This window comes from Roseobacter sp. CCS2, from assembly GCF_000169435.1.
Classification (GTDB): Bacteria; Pseudomonadota; Alphaproteobacteria; order Rhodobacterales; family Rhodobacteraceae; genus Yoonia.
Map to the genome: position 1 here is coordinate 838,308 of NZ_AAYB01000002.1, position 19,242 is coordinate 857,549.

Annotated in this window: 18 protein-coding genes; 17 read left to right on the forward strand and 1 reads right to left on the reverse strand. The window is 56.1% G+C overall.

All coding sequences use genetic code 11. The annotated features are described in order from the left end of the window. Nucleotides 1–7 precede the first annotated feature (7 nt). From mraY to murD, 3 genes are all read left to right on the forward strand, one after another. On the forward strand, nucleotides 8–1,090 hold the full coding sequence (mraY, locus tag RCCS2_RS10880) for a phospho-N-acetylmuramoyl-pentapeptide-transferase (RefSeq protein ID WP_008234132.1): 1,083 nt from the start codon (nucleotides 8–10) through the stop codon (nucleotides 1,088–1,090). Between the two features lie 78 nt (nucleotides 1,091–1,168). Next, entirely contained in the window at nucleotides 1,169–1,687 is a 519-nt protein-coding gene (locus RCCS2_RS10885; RefSeq protein ID WP_008234133.1) for a hypothetical protein, read from the forward strand. A gap of 56 nt (nucleotides 1,688–1,743) precedes the next feature. Beyond that, nucleotides 1,744–3,144 carry a UDP-N-acetylmuramoyl-L-alanine--D-glutamate ligase gene (gene murD, locus RCCS2_RS10890; RefSeq protein ID WP_008234134.1) on the forward strand — a complete coding sequence of 467 codons (1,401 nt, stop codon included), beginning with the start codon at nucleotides 1,744–1,746 and terminating at the stop codon, nucleotides 3,142–3,144. Nucleotides 3,145–3,150: 6 nt separating this feature from the next. Here murD and RCCS2_RS10895 read toward each other — a convergent pair whose 3' ends face one another. Next, a complete protein-coding gene (locus tag RCCS2_RS10895; protein WP_008234135.1) occupies nucleotides 3,151–4,341 on the reverse strand; it encodes an NAD(P)/FAD-dependent oxidoreductase in 1,191 nt (396 codons plus the stop codon). A 185-nt stretch (nucleotides 4,342–4,526) separates the two neighbouring features. Here RCCS2_RS10895 and ftsW point away from each other — a divergent pair, with 185 nt between their 5' ends. The 14 genes from ftsW (at nucleotide 4,527) to recN (ending at nucleotide 18,845) form a co-directional block, all read left to right on the forward strand. Continuing rightward, the gene (gene ftsW / locus RCCS2_RS10900; protein WP_008234136.1) at nucleotides 4,527–5,696 is read left to right on the forward strand and encodes a putative lipid II flippase FtsW; all 1,170 of its coding nucleotides are present in this window, start codon (nucleotides 4,527–4,529) and stop codon (nucleotides 5,694–5,696) included. Continuing rightward, nucleotides 5,693–6,790 carry a UDP-N-acetylglucosamine--N-acetylmuramyl-(pentapeptide) pyrophosphoryl-undecaprenol N-acetylglucosamine transferase gene (locus tag RCCS2_RS10905; protein WP_008234137.1) on the forward strand — a complete coding sequence of 366 codons (1,098 nt, stop codon included), beginning with the start codon at nucleotides 5,693–5,695 and terminating at the stop codon, nucleotides 6,788–6,790. The genes ftsW and RCCS2_RS10905 overlap by 4 nt, the downstream gene beginning before the upstream one ends. A 17-nt stretch (nucleotides 6,791–6,807) precedes the next feature. Further along, the gene (murC, locus tag RCCS2_RS10910; RefSeq protein ID WP_008234138.1) at nucleotides 6,808–8,205 is read left to right on the forward strand and encodes a UDP-N-acetylmuramate--L-alanine ligase; all 1,398 of its coding nucleotides are present in this window, start codon (nucleotides 6,808–6,810) and stop codon (nucleotides 8,203–8,205) included. Then, a complete protein-coding gene (locus tag RCCS2_RS10915; RefSeq protein WP_008234139.1) occupies nucleotides 8,202–8,453 on the forward strand; it encodes a DUF2484 family protein in 252 nt (83 codons plus the stop codon). The genes murC and RCCS2_RS10915 overlap by 4 nt, the downstream gene beginning before the upstream one ends. Nucleotide 8,454: 1 nt before the next feature. Next, entirely contained in the window at nucleotides 8,455–8,742 is a 288-nt protein-coding gene (locus RCCS2_RS10920; protein WP_008234140.1) for a hypothetical protein, read from the forward strand. 53 nt (nucleotides 8,743–8,795) lie between these two features. Beyond that, nucleotides 8,796–9,164 carry a hypothetical protein gene (locus tag RCCS2_RS10925; RefSeq protein WP_008234141.1) on the forward strand — a complete coding sequence of 123 codons (369 nt, stop codon included), beginning with the start codon at nucleotides 8,796–8,798 and terminating at the stop codon, nucleotides 9,162–9,164. Beyond that, complete coding sequence (murB, locus tag RCCS2_RS10930) at nucleotides 9,109–10,047, forward strand: UDP-N-acetylmuramate dehydrogenase (protein WP_037293875.1); 939 nt, start codon at nucleotides 9,109–9,111, stop codon at nucleotides 10,045–10,047. The genes RCCS2_RS10925 and murB overlap by 56 nt, the downstream gene beginning before the upstream one ends. A gap of 116 nt (nucleotides 10,048–10,163) precedes the next feature. Next, on the forward strand, nucleotides 10,164–11,042 hold the full coding sequence (locus RCCS2_RS10935; protein WP_008234143.1) for a D-alanine--D-alanine ligase: 879 nt from the start codon (nucleotides 10,164–10,166) through the stop codon (nucleotides 11,040–11,042). Beyond that, complete coding sequence (locus RCCS2_RS10940; RefSeq protein ID WP_008234144.1) at nucleotides 11,030–11,926, forward strand: cell division protein FtsQ/DivIB; 897 nt, start codon at nucleotides 11,030–11,032, stop codon at nucleotides 11,924–11,926. Before RCCS2_RS10935 ends, RCCS2_RS10940 begins: the two co-directional genes overlap by 13 nt. Then, complete coding sequence (ftsA, locus tag RCCS2_RS10945) at nucleotides 11,926–13,257, forward strand: cell division protein FtsA (protein WP_008234145.1); 1,332 nt, start codon at nucleotides 11,926–11,928, stop codon at nucleotides 13,255–13,257. Before RCCS2_RS10940 ends, ftsA begins: the two co-directional genes overlap by 1 nt. Before the next feature lie 176 nt (nucleotides 13,258–13,433). Next, nucleotides 13,434–15,032: a cell division protein FtsZ gene (gene ftsZ, locus RCCS2_RS10950; protein ID WP_008234146.1), complete on the forward strand. Its 1,599-nt coding sequence runs from the start codon at nucleotides 13,434–13,436 to the stop codon at nucleotides 15,030–15,032. 219 nt (nucleotides 15,033–15,251) lie between these two features. Then, nucleotides 15,252–16,169 (forward strand): UDP-3-O-acyl-N-acetylglucosamine deacetylase, encoded by a 918-nt coding sequence (lpxC, locus tag RCCS2_RS10955; RefSeq protein ID WP_008234147.1) that lies wholly within the window; start codon nucleotides 15,252–15,254, stop codon nucleotides 16,167–16,169. A 135-nt stretch (nucleotides 16,170–16,304) separates the two neighbouring features. After that, nucleotides 16,305–17,156 carry an outer membrane protein assembly factor BamD gene (locus RCCS2_RS10960; protein ID WP_008234148.1) on the forward strand — a complete coding sequence of 284 codons (852 nt, stop codon included), beginning with the start codon at nucleotides 16,305–16,307 and terminating at the stop codon, nucleotides 17,154–17,156. 36 nt (nucleotides 17,157–17,192) lie between these two features. After that, nucleotides 17,193–18,845 carry a DNA repair protein RecN gene (recN, locus tag RCCS2_RS10965; protein WP_037293876.1) on the forward strand — a complete coding sequence of 551 codons (1,653 nt, stop codon included), beginning with the start codon at nucleotides 17,193–17,195 and terminating at the stop codon, nucleotides 18,843–18,845. Nucleotides 18,846–19,242 lie beyond the last annotated feature (397 nt).

Here is a 19,242-nt window from a genome sequence, read left to right on the forward strand (position 1 = left end):
ATCTGGCATGTTATACTGGCTTACAGCGCTTTCGGATGGTGGCGATTTTTTCAACCTCTTCCGCTACATCACGTTCCGGGCAGGTGGGGCCTTTATGACGGCGCTATTGTTTGGGTTCATCTTTGGACCACCGTTGATCAACGTGCTGCGCCGCAAGCAAGGCAAGGGTCAGCCGATCCGCGATGACGGGCCAGAGGGGCATTTCGTCAAGGCGGGTACACCGACCATGGGTGGTTTGCTGATCGTGGGCGCGCTGACGTTTTCGACCCTGCTGTGGGCGCGGCTGGATAACCCGTTCATCTGGATGGTGTTATTTGTGACGCTGTCATTTGCTGCCATCGGCTTTGCTGATGACTATTCCAAAGTGTCCAAACAAAACACCGCTGGGGTGTCTGGCAAGGTACGCATTTTGCTGGGCATTTTGATTGCAGCGATCGCTGGCTATTGGGCCGCGGCTTACCACCCTGATGATTTGAGCAATCAACTGGCCTTGCCGATCTTCAAGGACACGCTGATCAACCTTGGCATATTATTTGTGCCCTTCGCGGTGATTGTGATTGTGGGGGCGGCCAATGCGGTGAACCTGACCGATGGTCTGGACGGGCTGGCGATCATGCCCGTAATGATTGCCGCGGGCACATTTGGGATTATTGCCTATGCTGTCGGGCGGGTCGACTTTACCGAATATCTTGACGTGCACTATGTGCCGCAGACCGGCGAAATTTTGATCTTTGCAGCAGGCTTGATCGGGGGCGGACTGGGTTTTTTGTGGTATAATGCACCACCGGCAGCCGTCTTTATGGGTGATACCGGGTCGTTGGCTTTGGGTGGCGCGTTGGGCGCGATTGCCGTGGCCACAAAGCACGAGATCGTGCTGGCGATTGTAGGCGGTTTATTTGTGCTTGAGGCGTTGTCAGTGATTATTCAGGTCCTCTATTTCAAGCGCACGGGTAAACGCGTTTTCCTCATGGCCCCGATCCACCATCATTATGAGAAAAAGGGCTGGGCCGAACCGCAGATCGTGATCCGGTTCTGGATCATCTCGCTGATCCTCGCGATGATCGGGTTGGCGACGCTGAAGGTACGTTGACCATGCGCATCAAAGGCCTTTCATATTCTCGCCATTGTTGCGGCTGATACTGCCTGCAAAACGAAGAGAAAATGAAAGATGCCGATTATTATTCTGATTTTAGGTGCCCTTGGTGGTGCGCTTTATTGGTGGATACGCCAAAACCCTCGCGATGCCGTACACGTGGCCCAAGACGCGGTGACTACCGCACGGAATGCGCCGCGCAAGCTAGCCTTTCGTCGCCAGCATAACGCGCACCCCGTTGAAGGCATCGATGATCCCAATATCGCCATATGCGCGTTGGCACAGGCCTTTCTTGAGCTGGACGATTTGCCCACGTTGGATCAGCGCAAGCAGCTCACTGTTTTATTGCGCGCAAAGATGCGGCTGAGTGCAAAAGACACCGAAGAGATGGAGGTTCTGGGCCGCTGGCTTGTCGGGCAATGCCAGACGCCAGATGCTGCCGTCAGCCGCTTGTCGCGTCGGTTATACAAAATCAATGGCGACGTATCTTGGGATCTTTTACAGGATGTGTTGACCGGTCTTGTTTCGGATGAGTTAAGCCACGCGCAAATTGATGCGATCAGCGACATCAAACGCGCTTTGCACATCAGGTAGGCTTGCTACTTCCCCTGTTTTGATGGCACCTGTTCACTGCACAAAGGGAGAACGGGATGATCGCGGTTCAGGGGTATGAAGGCAAAACAGTTGCAGTTCTGGGGCTGGGTCGGTCTGGACGTGCGGCGGCAGTGGCGCTTGAGGCTGGCGGCGCGCATCCTGTTGTGTGGGATGATAGCGCTGTGGCGCGCGAGGCCGCAGATGATGTCGGCCTGAACCTGCGTGATTTGACCAAATTAGGCGCATTTGAAGATATCGCCTGTCTGATCGTCAGCCCTGGTATTCCGCATCTATACCCAGTACCAAACCCGGTGATTGCGGCGGCATGGGACGCGGAAGTGCCTGTCGATAACGACATTGGGTTATTTTTTCGGTCGTTCGCGACCGCCAGCTGGGACGATTTTGATACGCAGCCACGGGTGATTGCCGTGACCGGGTCGAACGGTAAATCCACCACCGCAGCGCTGATCCACCATATCTTGGTCGAGAACGGTCGCCCCGCGCAATTGGCAGGCAACATTGGGCGCGGGGTGCTGGATATTGAGCCTGCCCACGATGGTGAGGTGGTGGTGTTAGAATTGTCCTCATACCAAACCGACCTTGCGCGCAGTATGACGCCGGATGTGGCCGTGTTTACCAACCTCAGTCCGGATCATCTGGATCGCCATGCAGGCGTGGGCGGGTATTTTGCGGCCAAACGCCGTCTGTTTGCCGAAGGTGGCCCTGACCGTGCCGTGATTGGTGTGGATGAAGCCGAAGGGCGCTATATCGCCAATCAATTGATCGAAGGTCCGGGGGATGACCGGGTGATCCGCGTGTCCTCTGGGCAGAAACTGGCAGGGCAAGGTTGGACGGTTTTTGCGCGTAAAGGGTTCTTGTCAGAGCACCGCAAAGGGCGGCAAGTCGGGTCGATTGATTTGCGCGTGATCACGGGTTTGCCCGGTGCGCATAACCATCAAAATGCCTGTGCCGCCTATGCCGCTTGCCGGACTTTGGGGTTGGGCCCGAAAGGAATTGAAGCGGCGATGCAAAGCTATCCGGGCCTGCCGCATCGGAGCCAAGTCGTAGCAGAGCGCGATGGCGTGACCTTTGTGAACGACAGCAAGGCCACGAATGTGGACAGTGCTGCCAAGGCTTTGCAGGCCTTCCCCAAGGTCCGCTGGATTTGCGGGGGGTTGCAGAAAGAAGGTGGGCTGGACGGGCTATTGCCGCATCTGGATCATGTCGCGAAGGCTTATGTGATTGGGCGCGAAGCGGAAGATTTTGCGCGTCAGTTGATGGGCGCGGAGGCTGAGGTGTGCGGGACAATGGATGTCGCTGTCTCACAGGCTGCAGCAGATGCGCAGGCGGGTGAGGTTGTGTTACTGGCCCCGGCGGCGGCATCGTTTGATCAGTATGACAGCTTTGAGGCGCGGGGCGATGATTTCATTCAAAATGTGAAAGCGCTGTTAAGATAAGGTGGATCAAGATCCACCTGACGTATTGGCAATGGCCTGCCCGGCGGCCCAACCAGATGACCAAGCCCATTGAAAGTTGTATCCGCCCAACCAGCCGGTCACATCCACACATTCGCCGATGAAGTAGAGGCTTGGAAAGGTTTTTGCTCCCATCGTTTTCGACGATAAAGCGCCCGTATCGACGCCGCCGAGTGTCACTTCAGCAGTGCGATAGCCTTCTGATCCGGCGGGTGTCAGCGTCCAATCTGACAGATTTTCGCAAAGTTGGTTCAGTTTGGCATCGCTTTGGTCAGCGATGTTCCCGCTAAGTTTCAGCTCTGCACTCAGGTGATCGACAAGCCGGGCGGGCAGATGTTGTGACAGCACTGTCGTCAGCGCTTTGCGCCCGCCGCTTTGCCGTTGGTTCTGTAGTTTGGCCAGCAGATTATCTGTGGGGATCAGGTTGATGCTAACCGCTTCGCCTTCATGCCAATACGATGATGCTTGCAAGACTGCAGGTCCCGACAGACCCCGGTGGGTAAAAAGGATCGCTTCGTCAAAGCTGGCGTCTCCCGCCGAAACGCGTGCGGGGGCTGCAACGCCTGCAAGTGGTTTGAACTTTTCGTCCGAAAAGGTGAGCGGCACAAGACCGGGGCGCGGGGTGATAATGGGCAGATCAAATTGCGCGGCGATTTGATAGCCAAGCCCGGTCGCGCCCATTTTGGGGATGGATTTGCCACCGCAGGCCACGACAAGATTGCGTGTTGTAATGGTTCGCTTGCGCCCTCCGCGTGTCAATTCAACCGTGAACAGGCTGCCATCATGGCTAATCTCTCCGACCTCGGTTTGCAGCCAAAGCTGCGCGCCCGCCTTTTCCATCTCGGCCCGAAGCATCGCGATGATGTCTTTGGCGCTATTGTCGCAGAAAAGCTGGCCAAGGGTCTTTTCATGCCAAGCGATGCCGTATCTGTCGACCAGATCAATAAAATCCCACTGGGTATAGCGCCCCAAGGCGGATTTGCAGAAGTGCTTGTTCTGGCTGATGAAATTCCGTGGGCTCGCGTGCATGTTGGTGAAATTGCATCGCCCGCCACCAGAAATTCTGATCTTTTCGCCCGGCGCCTTGGCGTGATCCACGATCAGCACGCCGGGGCCTGCGTGGGCCGCGCACATCATGCCTGCGGCCCCCGCACCGATGATCAGAGTTTCTACATTCATGGCGGCCCATATGGCGCAAGCTGTGGGGGAGATCAAATTTTGCAGCTTTGGTGATGCCTTCGACGAAAGTTTGATTGGGCGAAGAAAGTGGAAGACCGCGGTTTTTCAGTGGAATCGTAGTCAATTGACGGTTAAGATGCATGCAGACCCGGCAAACGGGCGATGTAGGCAAAGAGCGGTGATCCATGACGGAAATGGTCTATGGGACGGTCCCGGTGCAATCCGGCGACCCGGTTCTGCCACGGTGGTGGCGGACAATTGATAAATGGACGATGTCTTGCATCCTGTTGTTGTTCGGGATCGGTTTGCTATTGGGGCTGGCATCTTCGCCGCCCTTGGCTGCCAAAAATGGACTGGAGCCGTTTCATTACGTAACGCGTCAGGCAATCTTTGGCGGGATGGCGATGACGGTGATGTTTGTCGTGTCAATGATGTCGCCGACGCTAGTGCGCCGTTTGGCTGTACTGGGTTTTTTATGTGCTTTTGTGGCGTTGGCGTTTTTGCCGGTGTTTGGCACGGATTTCGGTAAAGGGGCGACGCGCTGGTATTCGCTGGGTTTCGCGTCGGTCCAGCCGTCTGAGTTTCTTAAGCCGGGCTTTGTTGTCATGGCTGCGTGGTTATTGGCGGCGTCCCAGCAGTTGGGTGGTCCGCCGGGAAAAGCTTATTCCTTTGTGCTGACCATGATTATTGTGCTGATGCTGGCGATGCAGCCCGACTTTGGCCAAGCTGCATTGATCCTGTTTGCGTGGGGTGTGATGTATTTTGTGGCCGGTGCGCCGATGATTTTGCTGATTATTCTCGCCGGGCTTGTCGTTTTTGGCGGGACTATCGCCTATGCGAATTCTGAGCATTTCGCCCGTCGGATTGATGGGTTCCTGTCCCCCGATGTCGATCCCACGACCCAACTTGGCTATGCCACCAACGCAATCCGCGAAGGCGGTTTTTTCGGCGTGGGTGTCGGCGAAGGGCAGGTGAAGTGGTCGCTGCCGGATGCACATACCGATTTCATTATTGCCGTGGCGGCGGAAGAATACGGGCTAATCTGTGTGCTGGTGATCATTGCGCTTTATGCGGTGATCGTTGTTCGCTCGCTCTTGCGTTTGATGAAGGAGCGGGATGTTTTCATCCGTCTCGCCGGGACCGGGCTTGTTTGCATCTTTGGCGTACAGGCAATGATTAACATGGGCGTCGCCGTCCGCCTGCTGCCCGCGAAGGGCATGACCTTGCCGTTTGTGTCTTACGGTGGATCGTCACTGATCGCAGGCGGCATCGCCGTTGGCATGCTGTTGGCCTTCACCCGCAGCCGGCCGCAGGGTGCGATGGAGGATATTTTGTTGCGCCGGGCAAACCGATGACCGCACCGCTTTTGATTATCGCCGCCGGTGGCACGGGCGGCCATATGTTCCCCGCGCAGGCCCTGGCCGAAGCGATGCTGGCGAAAGGCTGGCGGGTGAAGTTGTCGACAGACGCGCGCGGTGCCCGGTATACCAGCGGCTTTCCCGATGCGGTTGAGGTGAATATTGTTGGTAGTGCAACTTTTGCCCGTGGCGGTATCGCGCACAAGCTGATGGTGCCATTTCGGATCTTGGGCGGTATTGGTGCTGCCAAATGGCGCATGTTTCGGGACCGCCCGACCGTTGTGGTGGGCTTTGGCGGCTATCCGGCGATCCCGGCGATGTCGGCGGCCTGGGCGTTGCGTATTCCGCGGATGATCCATGAACAGAACGGTGTTCTGGGCCGCGTGAACCAGTTGTTTGCCAAACGCGTCGATCAGATTGCTTGCGGGACTTGGCCGACCGACCTGCCCGGCGAGATTGAAGGTGTGCATACTGGCAACCCGGTGCGCGCAGCGGTTTTGGCGCATACCAATGCCCCATATATCCCACCGGGTGATTATCCGATGTCGATCCTTGTCATGGGCGGTTCGCAAGGGGCGCGGATCATGTCTGATGTGGTCCCTCCTGCGATTGCGGCTTTGCCAGAAGAAATACGCCGCAACATCAGGGTCAGCCATCAGGCGCGGCCAGAGGATTTGGCACGCGTCACCGAATACTATGAAAGCGAGCTGATCCAGGCGGATGTACAGACCTTTTTTGATGATGTGCCCCGCCGGATGGTCGAGGCGCAATTGGTGATTTCACGTTCGGGTGCATCTACTGTTGCCGATGTCAGCGTCATCGGTCGCCCGGCAATCTGGGTACCTTATGCCGGTGCGATCCGCGATGAGCAGACGGCGAACGCGCGGCAGTTGGTCGAGGCCGGTGCTGCGACATTGATGCAAGAGGCGGATTTTGAAGTGGCACCCCTGACTGCTAAGCTGACCGAATTGCTGTCGGACGAGCGCGGGATGCTGAAAATGGCGCAGGCGGCAGCGGCCTGCGGTGTACCGGACGCGACAGAGCGCCTTGTGGAATTGGTTGATGATCTGGCAGAGGCGGGCAAGACATGATGGATGGGGACCCTAGAATGAATGCAGCAACGAAACTGCCCCTTGATGTGGGCCCGATCCATTTTGTGGGTATTGGCGGGATTGGAATGTCCGGCATTGCCGAAGTGTTGCTGAACCACGGCTACACGGTGCAAGGGTCTGATCTGAAAGCCTCTAAGATCACCGATCGACTGAAGTCTTTGGGCGCGATCATCTTTGAAGGACAGCGTGCCGAGAACCTTGAGGGAGCAGAAGTTATCGTGATTTCTTCCGCGATCAAGCCGGGTAATCCAGAGCTGGACGCAGCACGGGCCAAAGGTATGCCCGTTGTACGCCGGGCCGAGATGTTGGCAGAGTTGATGCGCCTGAAGTCGAATGTTGCTGTTGCGGGCACGCACGGCAAAACCACGACGACAACGATGGTTGCCGCTTTGCTGGATGAAGGCGGGATTGATCCAACTGTCATCAACGGTGGCATCATTCACGCCTATGGGTCCAACGCCCGCATGGGGCAAGGTGAGTGGATGGTGGTTGAAGCCGATGAAAGCGATGGGACGTTCAACCGTCTGCCCGCAACCATTGCGATTGTGACAAATATCGACCCAGAGCATATGGAGCATTGGGGAACAGAAGAAGCGCTGCATCAGGGCTTTTATGACTTTGTATCCAATATTCCTTTTTACGGTTTGGCAGTCTGCTGCACTGATGACCCGGATGTGCAGTCGCTGGTCGGTAAGATCACCGACCGCCGTGTTGTGACCTATGGCTTCAATGCGCAAGCTGACATTCGCGCCGTGAACTTGCACTACAAGGCGGGTGTTGCCCATTTTGATATCGCCTTGCAGGCAGAGGATGCGGTAATCGAAGGTTGCGCATTGCCAATGCCTGGTGATCACAACGTTTCGAATGCGCTGTCTGCTGTGGCTGTGGCCCGTCATTTGGGGATGAAAAAAGATGAAATCCGCGCGGCCCTTGCGGGCTTCAAAGGGGTCAATCGTCGCTTTACCAAAGTGGGCGAAATTGACGGTGTGGCAATCATTGATGACTACGGTCATCACCCGGTCGAAATTGCGGCGGTATTGAAAGCAGCGCGTCAATCGACCGAAGGTCGTGTCATTGCTGTGCATCAGCCACACCGGTTCAGCCGTCTATCACACCATTTCGATGAGTTTTGCGCCTGCTTCAACGACGCCGATGTTGTCGGCATCTCAGAGGTTTTTTCTGCCGGGGAGGAGCCGATTGATGGCGCAAGTCATCGCGATCTGGTTGCCGGGCTGATCCGCCACGGACATCGCCACGCACGCACGGTCGAATCCGAGGACGATCTGGAACGTCTAGTGCGCGAACAGGCCAAATCAGGTGATATGGTGGTCTGCCTTGGAGCCGGTACGATCAGTGCTTGGGCGAATGAATTGCCAGCCCGCCTGAAGGGGTGACCAACCCGCTGATCCTAATCGGGCTTTGGGTTGTGCTGGCCTTCGTCATGGCCGCGATACCATCAAACGACAATCATTGGCGGCGGGCCTATGTGCTGATTGCGGTTGGTATGCCTCTTGTTATCTGGATTTTCTGGAACGATGGGTTTCTGATGGGTGCACTGGCCTTGCTGGCGGGCGGGTCGATATTGCGCTGGCCGGTCTATTTCCTGTGGCAGCGCGTGAAGCAAAAACTAGGGGTGAAGTGACATGACACAAGTGTTGGTCCTTGGCGTGATGCTGACCTGTGCGGGATTGCCGTTTATGTTGCTGACCAAACTGATGCGTGAAGGGCAAACCGGATTGGCGTGGACCATCCTTTCGGTGATTGGCGCGACTTTGGCGATCTTTATCTATGCCAGCGGGCGGCCCTTTGGTGTTGATCCGGTTTTCGCCATGACGGTGGCGCTGTTGGCCTGTGTACCAGCACTGTTGGGCGGAACAGCAGGGGCACTGTTGGGCTGGCTGTTGCGCAGGCAAGATGACCACAAGATTTAAGTAAATTCATCTCAAAAGATAATGCTTGAACGCTGTTCATATTTACTCTAATCATGAACTATGTTCAAAAATGGAGTAGAATCATGATTAGTGAAGAAATCATATTATTTGCGGTAGTAGGCGTGGCCTTTCTTGCCGCACTATCGCTTTCGTTCTTTTTTAGTAAGCGCCGCAACAAGCTGGGCCTGTCGATTATAGGCGTGATGTGGGCTGCCTTTACAGGCATCGCGTTTTTTGGAATGTACAACGCCAGCGGATGGGATGTTCTTGGCTATGCCGCCGCTCTTATCGGGGTCAGCGCTCCGGTTGGGGTTGGTGGTTTGGTCGGCGCCCTCGTGGGTTGGGCAAAGGGTAGTAAAGAACAAGATGAACAACCTTCCTCTCGTGCGGGGCACACTGACACCGCACCGACCTCTCGCTGATCTGACATGGATGCGCGTTGGCGGCCCGGCAGAAGTGCTGTTTCAGCCCGCCGACGTGCAAGACCTTTCTGACTTTCTGGCAGCCCTTGATCCTGCAACGCCTGTGTTTCCCATGGGCGTTGGCAGTAACCTGATTGTCCGCGACGGCGGGATCAGCGGTGTTGTGATCCGTCTGGGTCGTGGCTTTAACGGGATTGAGATTGGTGAAGATACGGTCACGGCAGGGGCGGCTGCCTTGGATGCGCATGTGGCGCGCAAAGCGGCGGATGCCGGTTTTGATCTGACATTCCTGCGTACCATTCCCGGCACCATTGGCGGTGCGGTGCGGATGAATGCCGGATGTTACGGCACTTATACCGCAGACGTGTTGCAATCCGTGACTGTTGTTTTGCGTGATGGCACAATCACTGAAATGGCCGCCGATGCGCTGCAATTGGCCTATCGTCAAAGCGCGTTGCCTGATGGCGCTGTTATCGTGTCGACGCGGCTGTCACCGCCGAAGGGTGATCCTGCAACGCTGCATCAGCGCATGGCGGATCAACTGGCCAAGCGCGATGAAACCCAACCCACCAAGGATCGCACGGCTGGGTCAACCTTTCGTAATCCGGCTGGTTTTTCCTCAACGGGGCATGCGGATGACGTGCACGATTTGAAGGCTTGGAAGGTTATTGACGACGCTGGCATGCGCGGGGCGCGTATTGGCGGGGCTGTGATGAACGCGATGCATTCCAACTTTCTGACCAATGCAGGCGATGCAACCGCTGCCGACCTTGAGGATTTGGGCGAACTGGTGCGGAAAAAGGTTTACGCTTCCCAAGGGATTGAGCTACAATGGGAAATCAAGCGGGTCGGTCATCGTCTGGGTGAAGATACCGTGAAATAACAGACCAAAATGGTCATGACCTTAGGCAAAGGTCGCAATAAATGACGGGCCGCAAAAGGCCCGCGTAAAGGCGGTAGGGTATGTCGAGCAGGACAAACCCGAAAGTTGTTGTCCTTATGGGCGGCCCATCTGCGGAACGTGACGTTTCGCTAAGTACGGGCCGTGAATGTGCGGCGGCTTTACGGGACGCGGAATGTAATGTGATCGAGGTCGATGCCGGCCCGGACGTTGCTGCGCGCCTGATCGAAATTGCACCTGATGTTGTGTTCAACGCGCTCCACGGTCGTTGGGGCGAAGATGGCGCCATTCAGGGTGTGTTGGAATGGCTCCAAATTCCTTATACGCATTCTGGCGTACTGGCCTCTGCGCTAACGCTCGACAAACAACGCACCAAAGATGTGTATCGTAAGGTCGGGCTTCCCGTTGTGGACAGCATTTTAGCCTCTGCTGATGCGGTGCGCGCAGCGCATGTGATGCCGCCGCCCTACGTGGTGAAGCCTTACAACGAAGGATCAAGCGTTGGCATTTATATCGTAAATGAAGGCGCCAACGGACCGCCGCAACTGGCCGATGACATGCCAGATGAAGTGATGGTTGAGGCGTTCGCTCCCGGTCGTGAGTTGACGACCACCGTGATGGGTGATCGTGCTTTGACCGTTACCGACATCATCACGGATGGCTGGTACGACTATCATGCCAAATATGCCCCCGGCGGGTCCCGCCATGAATTGCCAGCCGACATTCCAGTCGACATTTTTGATGCTTGTATGGACTACGCCTTGCGCGCCCATGATGCCCTTGGGTGCCGTGGTGTCAGCCGCACGGATTTCCGTTGGGACGAGGCGCGGGGCCTTGATGGATTGATCCTGCTGGAAACGAACACGCAGCCCGGAATGACGCCAACTTCGCTGACGCCTGAACAGGCGGCGCATGTCGGCATCGCGTTCCCGGAATTCTGCCGCTGGTTGGTGGAGGACGCATCATGCGATCGTTGACCCGCCGCCCTGCACCTGCCGCTGCACCGCGTGATCCCGCACCATCAAAGCTAGGGTATCGCTACCAGCGCCTTATGCTGACACCGGGATTTCGCGGAACTGTCCGTATTGGCGTACCACTTTTGCTGATCGTGGCAATTTTCGGGTCTTGGTATTCACAACCCGAAAACCGGGCAGAGCTTGCAGCAAAAATCGAAGACACCAAGCAAAGCTTTCAGCAACGCCCGCAATTCATGGTGCAGACCATGAATGTAACCGGCGGTGACGCAATTGCGTTGGCCGAAGTCACTGCACGTCTGCCGACCCAATTTCCATTCTCTTCGTTTGATATCGACCTAGAAAAAATCCGGGCTGATATCGAAGCGCTTGATCCGATCAAATCCGCAAGCGTGCGTGTCGGGCAGGGCGGTGCGTTAGAGATCGCGTTGAACCCGCGCGTTCCTGTCGCACTTTGGCGTGATGGCGCAACGCTGCGGTTGATTGATGCCGATGGTGTGCAATCGGGCCAGATCGGTGCACGTGCCGAACGCCTTGATCTGCCGCTCATCGCAGGCGACGGCGCGGAATATAACATTGCCGAAGCACTGACACTGTTTGATGCGGCTGGTCCGTTGATTGACCGGGTGCGCGGCCTTGTGCGTATGGGCGAACGGCGCTGGGACATGGTGCTGGATCGCGATCAACGCATCCTTTTACCTGGCGATAATCCGGCGGCAGCACTTGATCGCGTGATCGCCTTGAATGATGCGCAAGACATGCTGAGCCGTGATGTGGCGATTGTGGATATGCGCAACACCAATCGGCCGACGCTGCGAATGAATGAAGAGGCAGCAGATGCACTGCGCCGGGTGAATAATACAATAGATGATGGGGCAGATAACTGATGGGCGATCTTTACGACAGCCAACGGGCCATGCGGCAGATGCGCAAAGCGGCGATGCAGCGGGGTGTTGTCGCCATTTTGGACATCGGTACGTCCAAGATCGCCTGCCTTGTGTTGCGCTTTGATGGGCCCGAACAATTTCGCACTGATGGTGTCGGCTCGCTTGCCGGGCAATCGCAGTTTCGCGTCATTGGTGCCGCCACAACCCGGTCACGTGGCGTCCGGTTTGGCGAAGTCGACGCGATGCAGGAAACGGAACGCGCAATCCGTACTGCGGTGCAGGCCGCGCAGAAAATGGCCAATGTCCGTGTTGATCACGTGATTGCCTGTTTGTCCGGTGCGCGACCACGCTCTTATGGTCTGGATGGCACGTTGAACGTGTCAGGCGCGATGATCACAGAACAGGATATCAGCCAGGTCATGGCGTCCTGCGATGTGCCGGATTATGGCGCTGACCGTGAAGTGCTGCATGCACAGCCTGTCAATTTTGCGCTGGATCACCGCTCTGGTCTGTCAGACCCGCGTGGCCAGATCGGCAATGAGTTGAAGACCGATATGCATATGTTGACGGTTGATGCGACGGCGGTTCACAACATCTTTTACTGTATCAAACGGTGTGATCTGGAACTGGCCGGGATTGCATCTTCGGCGTATGTGTCTGGCATGTCGTCGCTGGTTGAGGACGAACAAGAGCTTGGCGCTGCTTGTATCGACCTTGGGGGTGGCACCACCGGTCTGTCCGTCTTTATGAAAAAGCATATGATTTATGCCGATTCCGTGCGGATGGGTGGCGAACATGTAACCTCTGACATTTCAATGGGTCTGCAAATTCCGGCCTCAACCGCAGAGCGGATCAAGACGTTTTACGGCGGCGTTATGGCAACCGGTATGGACGACCGCGAAATGATCGAGATTGGTGGCGATACCGGCGATTGGGAACATGACCGACGCACGGTAAGCCGCGCCGAACTGATCGGCATTATGCGCCCCCGTGTCGAAGAGATTTTGGAAGAAGTCCGCGAACGTCTGGATGCGGCAGGGTTTGAACATCTGCCAGGGCAGCAGATTGTGTTGACCGGTGGTGGTAGCCAAATTCCCGGATTGGATGGGCTGGCGAGCAAGATCCTCGGCCAACAGGTCCGTCTTGGCCGTCCGTTGCGTGTGCAGGGCCTGCCTCAGGCCGCGATTGGCCCGGCCTTTTCAAGCGCTGTTGGGCTGACGTTGTTCGCAGCAAATCCCCAAGACGAATGGTGGGACTTTGAAATTCCTGCCGAAAACTACCCGGCAAGATCACTCAAACGGGCGGTAAAATGGTTTAAGGACAACTGGTGATGCGCAATATCTTGCTCATCTGCCGAAATGCCGGGGGTAGGCACAGGTTTTTGTCCAGATTTGGTGGCGATTTTGTGTTTTTGTCGTGACCTTTCAGCATCACTTCGTTAATGTGAGTCTTAATAAGCAGTAATCGCCCGCGGGCACGGGCAAATAAAAAACAGGCGGAACGCGTTATGACATTGAATCTCTCCCTTCCAGGGCACGAAGAACTGAAGCCACGTATCACCGTATTCGGTGTGGGTGGTGCTGGCGGTAACGCCGTAAACAATATGATCGAGCAAGAGCTTGATGGGACCGAGTTTGTCGTGGCGAACACTGACGCGCAGGCGCTGCAACAATCGCGCGCAGGTGCGAAAATCCAGATGGGTTTAAAGGTGACCGAAGGGTTGGGCGCTGGCGCACGCGCAACCGTTGGTGCGGCTGCCGCTGAAGAAAGCATCGAACAAATCGTTGATCATCTTGCTGGCGCGCATATGTGTTTTATCACTGCGGGCATGGGCGGCGGCACCGGGACAGGGGCCGCGCCAATCATCGCGCAGGCCGCCCGTGAATTGGGTGTTCTGACCGTTGGTGTTGTGACCAAACCCTTCCAGTTCGAAGGTGCCAAGCGCATGAAGCAAGCCGAAGAAGGTGTTGAAGCCCTTCAGAAAGTTGTCGATACGCTGATCATTATTCCAAACCAGAACCTGTTCCGTCTGGCCAATGAAAATACGACATTTACAGAAGCTTTCGCATTGGCTGATGATGTTCTTTATCAAGGCGTCAAAGGTGTGACGGATCTGATGGTGCGTCCCGGTCTGATCAACCTCGACTTTGCAGATGTCCGGGCCGTGATGGATGAGATGGGCAAAGCCATGATGGGCACTGGCGAGGCTGACGGCGAAAACCGCGCTATTCAGGCGGCCGAGAAAGCCATCGCCAACCCGCTTTTGGATGAAATTTCACTTGAGGGTGCCAAGGGTGTGCTGATCAACATCACCGGTGGTTATGACTTGACACTGTTTGAGCTGGATGAAGCTGCCAACAAAATCCGCGAAAAAGTTGACGGTGATGCAAACATCATCGTGGGCTCGACGCTGGATACCGGCATGGAAGGCAAAATGCGTGTGTCTGTTGTTGCAACAGGTATTGATGCGATTGCCAAAGAATCCGAAGCACCCGTGCCACGCCGGTCTATGGCAGCGCCATTGGCCCCAATCGCCGAAGTCGCGGAACCACAGCCAGAGGCCCCCGCGGCTGTCGCTGCCGTAGCTGCGCCTGAACCGCAACCCGTTGCGCAGGAACGTACCTTGTTTGAAAATCTGGATGCGCCTGCTGAACCTGCTGCTGCTGCGGCTTATCAGCCTGCACCTGCGCCAGAGGCCGCACCTGCACCGCAACAGGTGGCATCGGATGATCTGCCACCGCCTGCTTACACACCGCGTCCAGAACCGGCGCTGACAGCGGCGGATACTTTCGTCGCCCCACGTGCCGGGACACCCGGTACACCGTCACCGGAAGCATTGGCGCGTTTGCAGGCCGCCGTGAGCCGTGTACCAAATGCGGAAGCGCCGCAACAACCAGCTGCGGCAGCGGCACCCACCGAAGCGGACAAACCACGGTTCGGTATCAATTCCCTGATCAACCGCATGACGGGTGCGCAAGCGGAAGGAGCCCCGCAACAACCAGCGCGCGCACAGCCGCAGGTGACAGCGTTGCATCAAGAACCAGAGCAGTCAGATGACCAGGAAAAGATCGAAATCCCTGCGTTCCTGCGCCGCCAGGCCAATTGATCTGAAATAACTGTTGCACTGACGTGACGTAGCATAGAATGGAAAGGCCGCAATCTTGCGGCCTTTTTCTTTTGTTTTGAACAACTTGCAGGGCGTGCCTTAGTCTTGCCACAGTTCCTGCCACAAGTGTTTCAGACCGTCGCAAAGAGTGAGTTGAGGCTACGGCTATTGCAGCCTAATTCAGTTTAACACCAAAAATGCTGCAAGGGCGAAATACACGTGCAAACGACATTGAAAACTGACGTCACCTTTGAGGGCACTGGTCTGCACTCGGGTGAAGATGTGCGCGTTGTTCTGCACCCTGCCGCTGCAAACAGCGGGATCGTGTTTCGTCGCACCGATGTGGCTGGTCGCCCGACCATGCGGGCCGATTTCCGTGATGTCATCGTATCCCCCTTGAACACGCGGTTAAGCAATGCGGACGGTGTGACGGTTTCAACGATCGAACATCTGATGGCCGCGCTCGCTGGTTGTGGTGTGCACAATGTTTTGGTTGATATCGACGGCCCCGAAGTGCCGATCTTGGATGGCAGTGCCGCCACTTTCGTGCGCGGTATTGTAGAAGCGGGGCTGACACGCCTTTCCGCGCCGTTACAAGCGATCGAGATTTTGCGCGAAGTGTCTGTATCCGAAGGCGGGGCCACCGCGACGTTGGCGCCTGCCACAACGCTCCAGATTGATTTTGAGATTGAATTCGCTGATGCAGCGATTGGCCGCCAGAAGAAGACTTTGAATATGGCGAATGGCGCGTTTGTGCGCGAACTTTGCGACAGCCGCACATTCTGCCGATCTGCTGATGTTGATGCGATGCGCGCCAATGGTCTGGCACTGGGTGGCACGGTTGATAACGCCGTCGTTGTCGATGGTGCAGACGTGCTGACACCCGGCGGGCTGCGCCACGCGGATGAGGCCGTGCGCCATAAGATGTTGGATGCACTGGGTGATCTTTATACCGCCGGCGCGCCGATCCTTGGTCGTTATACAGGTTCACGTGCTGGTCATGCGATGACAAACAAGCTGTTACGCGCCTTATTTGCGCAGCCGGACGCATGGCGTTTTGTGCAGTGTGATGCGAAAATTGCAGCACGTTTACCCGGTGTTGGCGTCAGCATGGCTGACTTGGATGCTGTCGCCTGATTTCTACCCACTGACAGTTGATCGTATTGCGTTCAAAAGGGCATTTTGCCCCCCATTTTTCTATGTTAGACCGACCTGAAGCCGCAGCTGTTGAGTGCTGTTGCCAAGCAAACACGTGTGAGTGAGGACGCAAGAATGTCAGTCAAAAAGGGCCAGGCCAGCCGTTGGATGTTCCGTTTTGGCGCAGCTGTCAGCTTGGCCGTTCTGGCAGCTTGCAGTGGTAATGATCGTGGCGGTGAGCCGCTGGATGATCTGACAGCGCAACAGATCTTTGAACGGGGTGAGCGGCAGATTGAACGGGGTAACCCCGATGATGCGGCCTTTACCTTTGGTGAGATTGAACGGCTTTACCCATACTCTGAATTCGCACAGCGCGCCTTGATTATGCAGGCCTTCGCCTATCATCGTGACGAAGACTATCCAAACAGCCGGGCCTCTGCGCAGCGATATCTCGACTTTTATCCAGCCGAAGAAGACGCAGCATATGCAGCCTATCTTCTTGCACTCTCTTACTACGACCAGATTGATGAGGTTGGTCGCGATCAGGGGTTAACATTTCAGGCGCTCCAATCCTTGCGCCTTGTGATCGAACAGTATCCCGATAGCGAATACGCCAGCACGTCAGTGCTAAAGTTTGATCTGGCCTTTGATCATCTTGCGGCCAAGGAAATGGAAATCGGGCGCTTTTACCTGAAACGCGGGAACTATATCGCGGCGTCCAACCGGTTCCGTACGGTGGTCGAAGATTTTCAAACCACATCACATACGCCAGAGGCGCTGCATCGTTTGGTCGAAAGCTATCTGTCGCTGGGGCTGCTTGAAGAAGCACAGACAGCTGGGGCGATTCTGGGGTATAATTATCAATCCAGTGAATGGTACGAATCCAGCTTTGCGCTGTTGACGGGGCAGGGGCTGTCGGCTGATGTGGCTGGCGACAACTGGCTTTCGTCGATTTACCGCCAGGTGCTGCGCGGTGAGTGGTTGTAATGATGATGGGGGCGTCCCCGCCCTTTGGGCCATGATATGCTTCGTGGATTAGACATCAGGGACATGCTGATTATTGATCGGTTGGAACTTGCGTTTCAACCCGGTCTAAACGTGCTGACAGGTGAAACAGGCGCAGGTAAGTCGATTTTATTGGATGCTTTGGGTTTTGTTCTGGGGTGGCGCGGTCGTGCGGAACTGGTGCGGCAAGGGGCAGAACAAGGCGAAGTTACCGCGTGGTTCGAATTGCCACCCGGGCATCCGGGCTTTGCGGTTCTTGAAGAAGCGGGCATTGGTGCCGACGATGAACTGATCTTGCGCCGCGTGAACACACGAGATGGCCGTAAGACGGCATGGATCAACGACCGCCGTGTCAGTGGTGAGGTCCTGCGCGCACTGTCGGAAACCTTGGTGGAACTGCATGGCCAGCATGATGATCGCGGTCTTCTGAACCCACGTGGTCACCGTCAGATGCTGGACAGCTATGCTGCATTAGAGGGCGCTGTCGATAAGACACGCACCAGTTGGCGTGCGCTTAGTGCGTCACAGCGCGACTTGCAGTCAGCTGAGACCAAAATAGCCGAGGCACGGGTAGAAGAGGATTATTTGCGTCACGCTGTTGCCGAATTAGATGCGTTGGCGCCCGAGGTCGGTGAGGAAGCAACCTTGGACGCGCAGCGGCGCCTGATGCAGGCCGCTGAAAAGATTCGCACTGATATCATTAAGGCCGCAGATGCTTTGGGCTTGCAGGGGGCAGAGGGCATGATCGGTGATGCCTCGCGGTGGTTGCAAGGCGTAGCGGCAGAAGCGGAAGGGCGCGTTGATGCGCCACTGGAAGCATTAGAACGGGTTCTTTCCGGTTTGGATGACGCACAGCGCGGCGTTGCCGAATGTCTGGATGCATTGTCTTTCAATACGTCTGAACTTGAAGACGCCGAAGAGCGGTTGTTCGCTATTCGTGGTCTCGCACGCAAACACAATGTGCTGCCAGATGATTTACGCAGTTTTGCTGATGATCTGCGTCGGCGTCTGGCTGTACTGGATGATGGCGCGCGCGATTTAGCGGAATTGACCACAGCGGTTCAGGCAGCACAGGCCAGTTATGATGCCGCTGCCGCAGGGCTGCGCGACAAACGCGTGAAAGCTGCGAAACGTCTGGATGCGGCCATGGCAAAAGAACTGGCTCCGCTAAAGATGGAGCGGGCTGTGTTCGCGACGCAAATAACAGATGCCGACCAACCCGGGCCGGACGGAACCGACGTTGTGGCCTTTACCGTTGCAACAAACCCGGGCGCACCAGCAGGCCCGCTTAACAAGATCGCGTCGGGTGGGGAATTGAGCCGTTTTCTTTTGGCGCTGAAGGTCTGCCTGACAGCAGGTGCCAGCGGATTGACCATGATCTTTGACGAGATTGACCGCGGCGTTGGCGGGGCGACGGCGGACGCGGTTGGGCGTCGTTTAGCTGAACTGGCGGGCGATGGACAGGTTTTGGTGGTGACACACTCACCACAGGTTGCGGCATTGGCGGGACATCACTGGCGCGTTGAAAAACAGCAGACCAAAGACGCGACGCGATCAACGGTCGTTGCACTTGATACGGGTGCACGCGTGGATGAAATTGCGCGAATGTTGTCAGGCGACACCATTACCGACGCAGCAAGAGATGCAGCGCGCGCCCTGATGAATGCCTAGAAAAGAAGTGGGCGCCGCAAAACTGCGACGCCCTGAACTTTTACCGGTTACCAATCCCACTCATACCAGTGCACCTCGGCCACTCACCTCCGCGATACACGTCGTTCATTTGTGGAGGGCCAAACAAGCGGCCTTCCGATAACATCAAGTACTGGTTGCGAAAAAAGCAGGTCAGCACTCTCATTCACTCACTAACCTTTGAGGCAATACACACCTCGTAAAATGAAAATACAAAGACAAAAGGTGGTCGGCAACCTGTACCAAAGTATGTCACTATTCCTGACATAACTATCGAGAGTTGATTAATAAGCCTTTCTCAAATCCTGCAAATCGCCTGTATTTTCTAAGAAAATGATGCAGATATCCTTTGAAACAGACGGATTTCCTTCCGGGGTTA

Coding starts and splice junctions, on each gene's coding strand:
- mraY (WP_008234132.1), top strand. CDS start 8: ATGTTATACTGGCTTACAGCGCTTTCGGATGGTGGCGATTTTTTCAAC.
- RCCS2_RS10885 (WP_008234133.1), top strand. CDS start 1,169: ATGCCGATTATTATTCTGATTTTAGGTGCCCTTGGTGGTGCGCTTTAT.
- murD (WP_008234134.1), top strand. CDS start 1,744: ATGATCGCGGTTCAGGGGTATGAAGGCAAAACAGTTGCAGTTCTGGGG.
- RCCS2_RS10895 (WP_008234135.1), bottom strand. CDS start 4,341: ATGAATGTAGAAACTCTGATCATCGGTGCGGGGGCCGCAGGCATGATG.
- ftsW (WP_008234136.1), top strand. CDS start 4,527: ATGACGGAAATGGTCTATGGGACGGTCCCGGTGCAATCCGGCGACCCG.
- RCCS2_RS10905 (WP_008234137.1), top strand. CDS start 5,693: ATGACCGCACCGCTTTTGATTATCGCCGCCGGTGGCACGGGCGGCCAT.
- murC (WP_008234138.1), top strand. CDS start 6,808: ATGAATGCAGCAACGAAACTGCCCCTTGATGTGGGCCCGATCCATTTT.
- RCCS2_RS10920 (WP_008234140.1), top strand. CDS start 8,455: ATGACACAAGTGTTGGTCCTTGGCGTGATGCTGACCTGTGCGGGATTG.
- RCCS2_RS10925 (WP_008234141.1), top strand. CDS start 8,796: ATGAACTATGTTCAAAAATGGAGTAGAATCATGATTAGTGAAGAAATC.
- murB (WP_037293875.1), top strand. CDS start 9,109: ATGAACAACCTTCCTCTCGTGCGGGGCACACTGACACCGCACCGACCT.
- RCCS2_RS10935 (WP_008234143.1), top strand. CDS start 10,164: ATGGGCGGCCCATCTGCGGAACGTGACGTTTCGCTAAGTACGGGCCGT.
- RCCS2_RS10940 (WP_008234144.1), top strand. CDS start 11,030: ATGCGATCGTTGACCCGCCGCCCTGCACCTGCCGCTGCACCGCGTGAT.
- ftsA (WP_008234145.1), top strand. CDS start 11,926: ATGGGCGATCTTTACGACAGCCAACGGGCCATGCGGCAGATGCGCAAA.
- ftsZ (WP_008234146.1), top strand. CDS start 13,434: ATGACATTGAATCTCTCCCTTCCAGGGCACGAAGAACTGAAGCCACGT.
- RCCS2_RS10960 (WP_008234148.1), top strand. CDS start 16,305: ATGTCAGTCAAAAAGGGCCAGGCCAGCCGTTGGATGTTCCGTTTTGGC.
- recN (WP_037293876.1), top strand. CDS start 17,193: ATGCTTCGTGGATTAGACATCAGGGACATGCTGATTATTGATCGGTTG.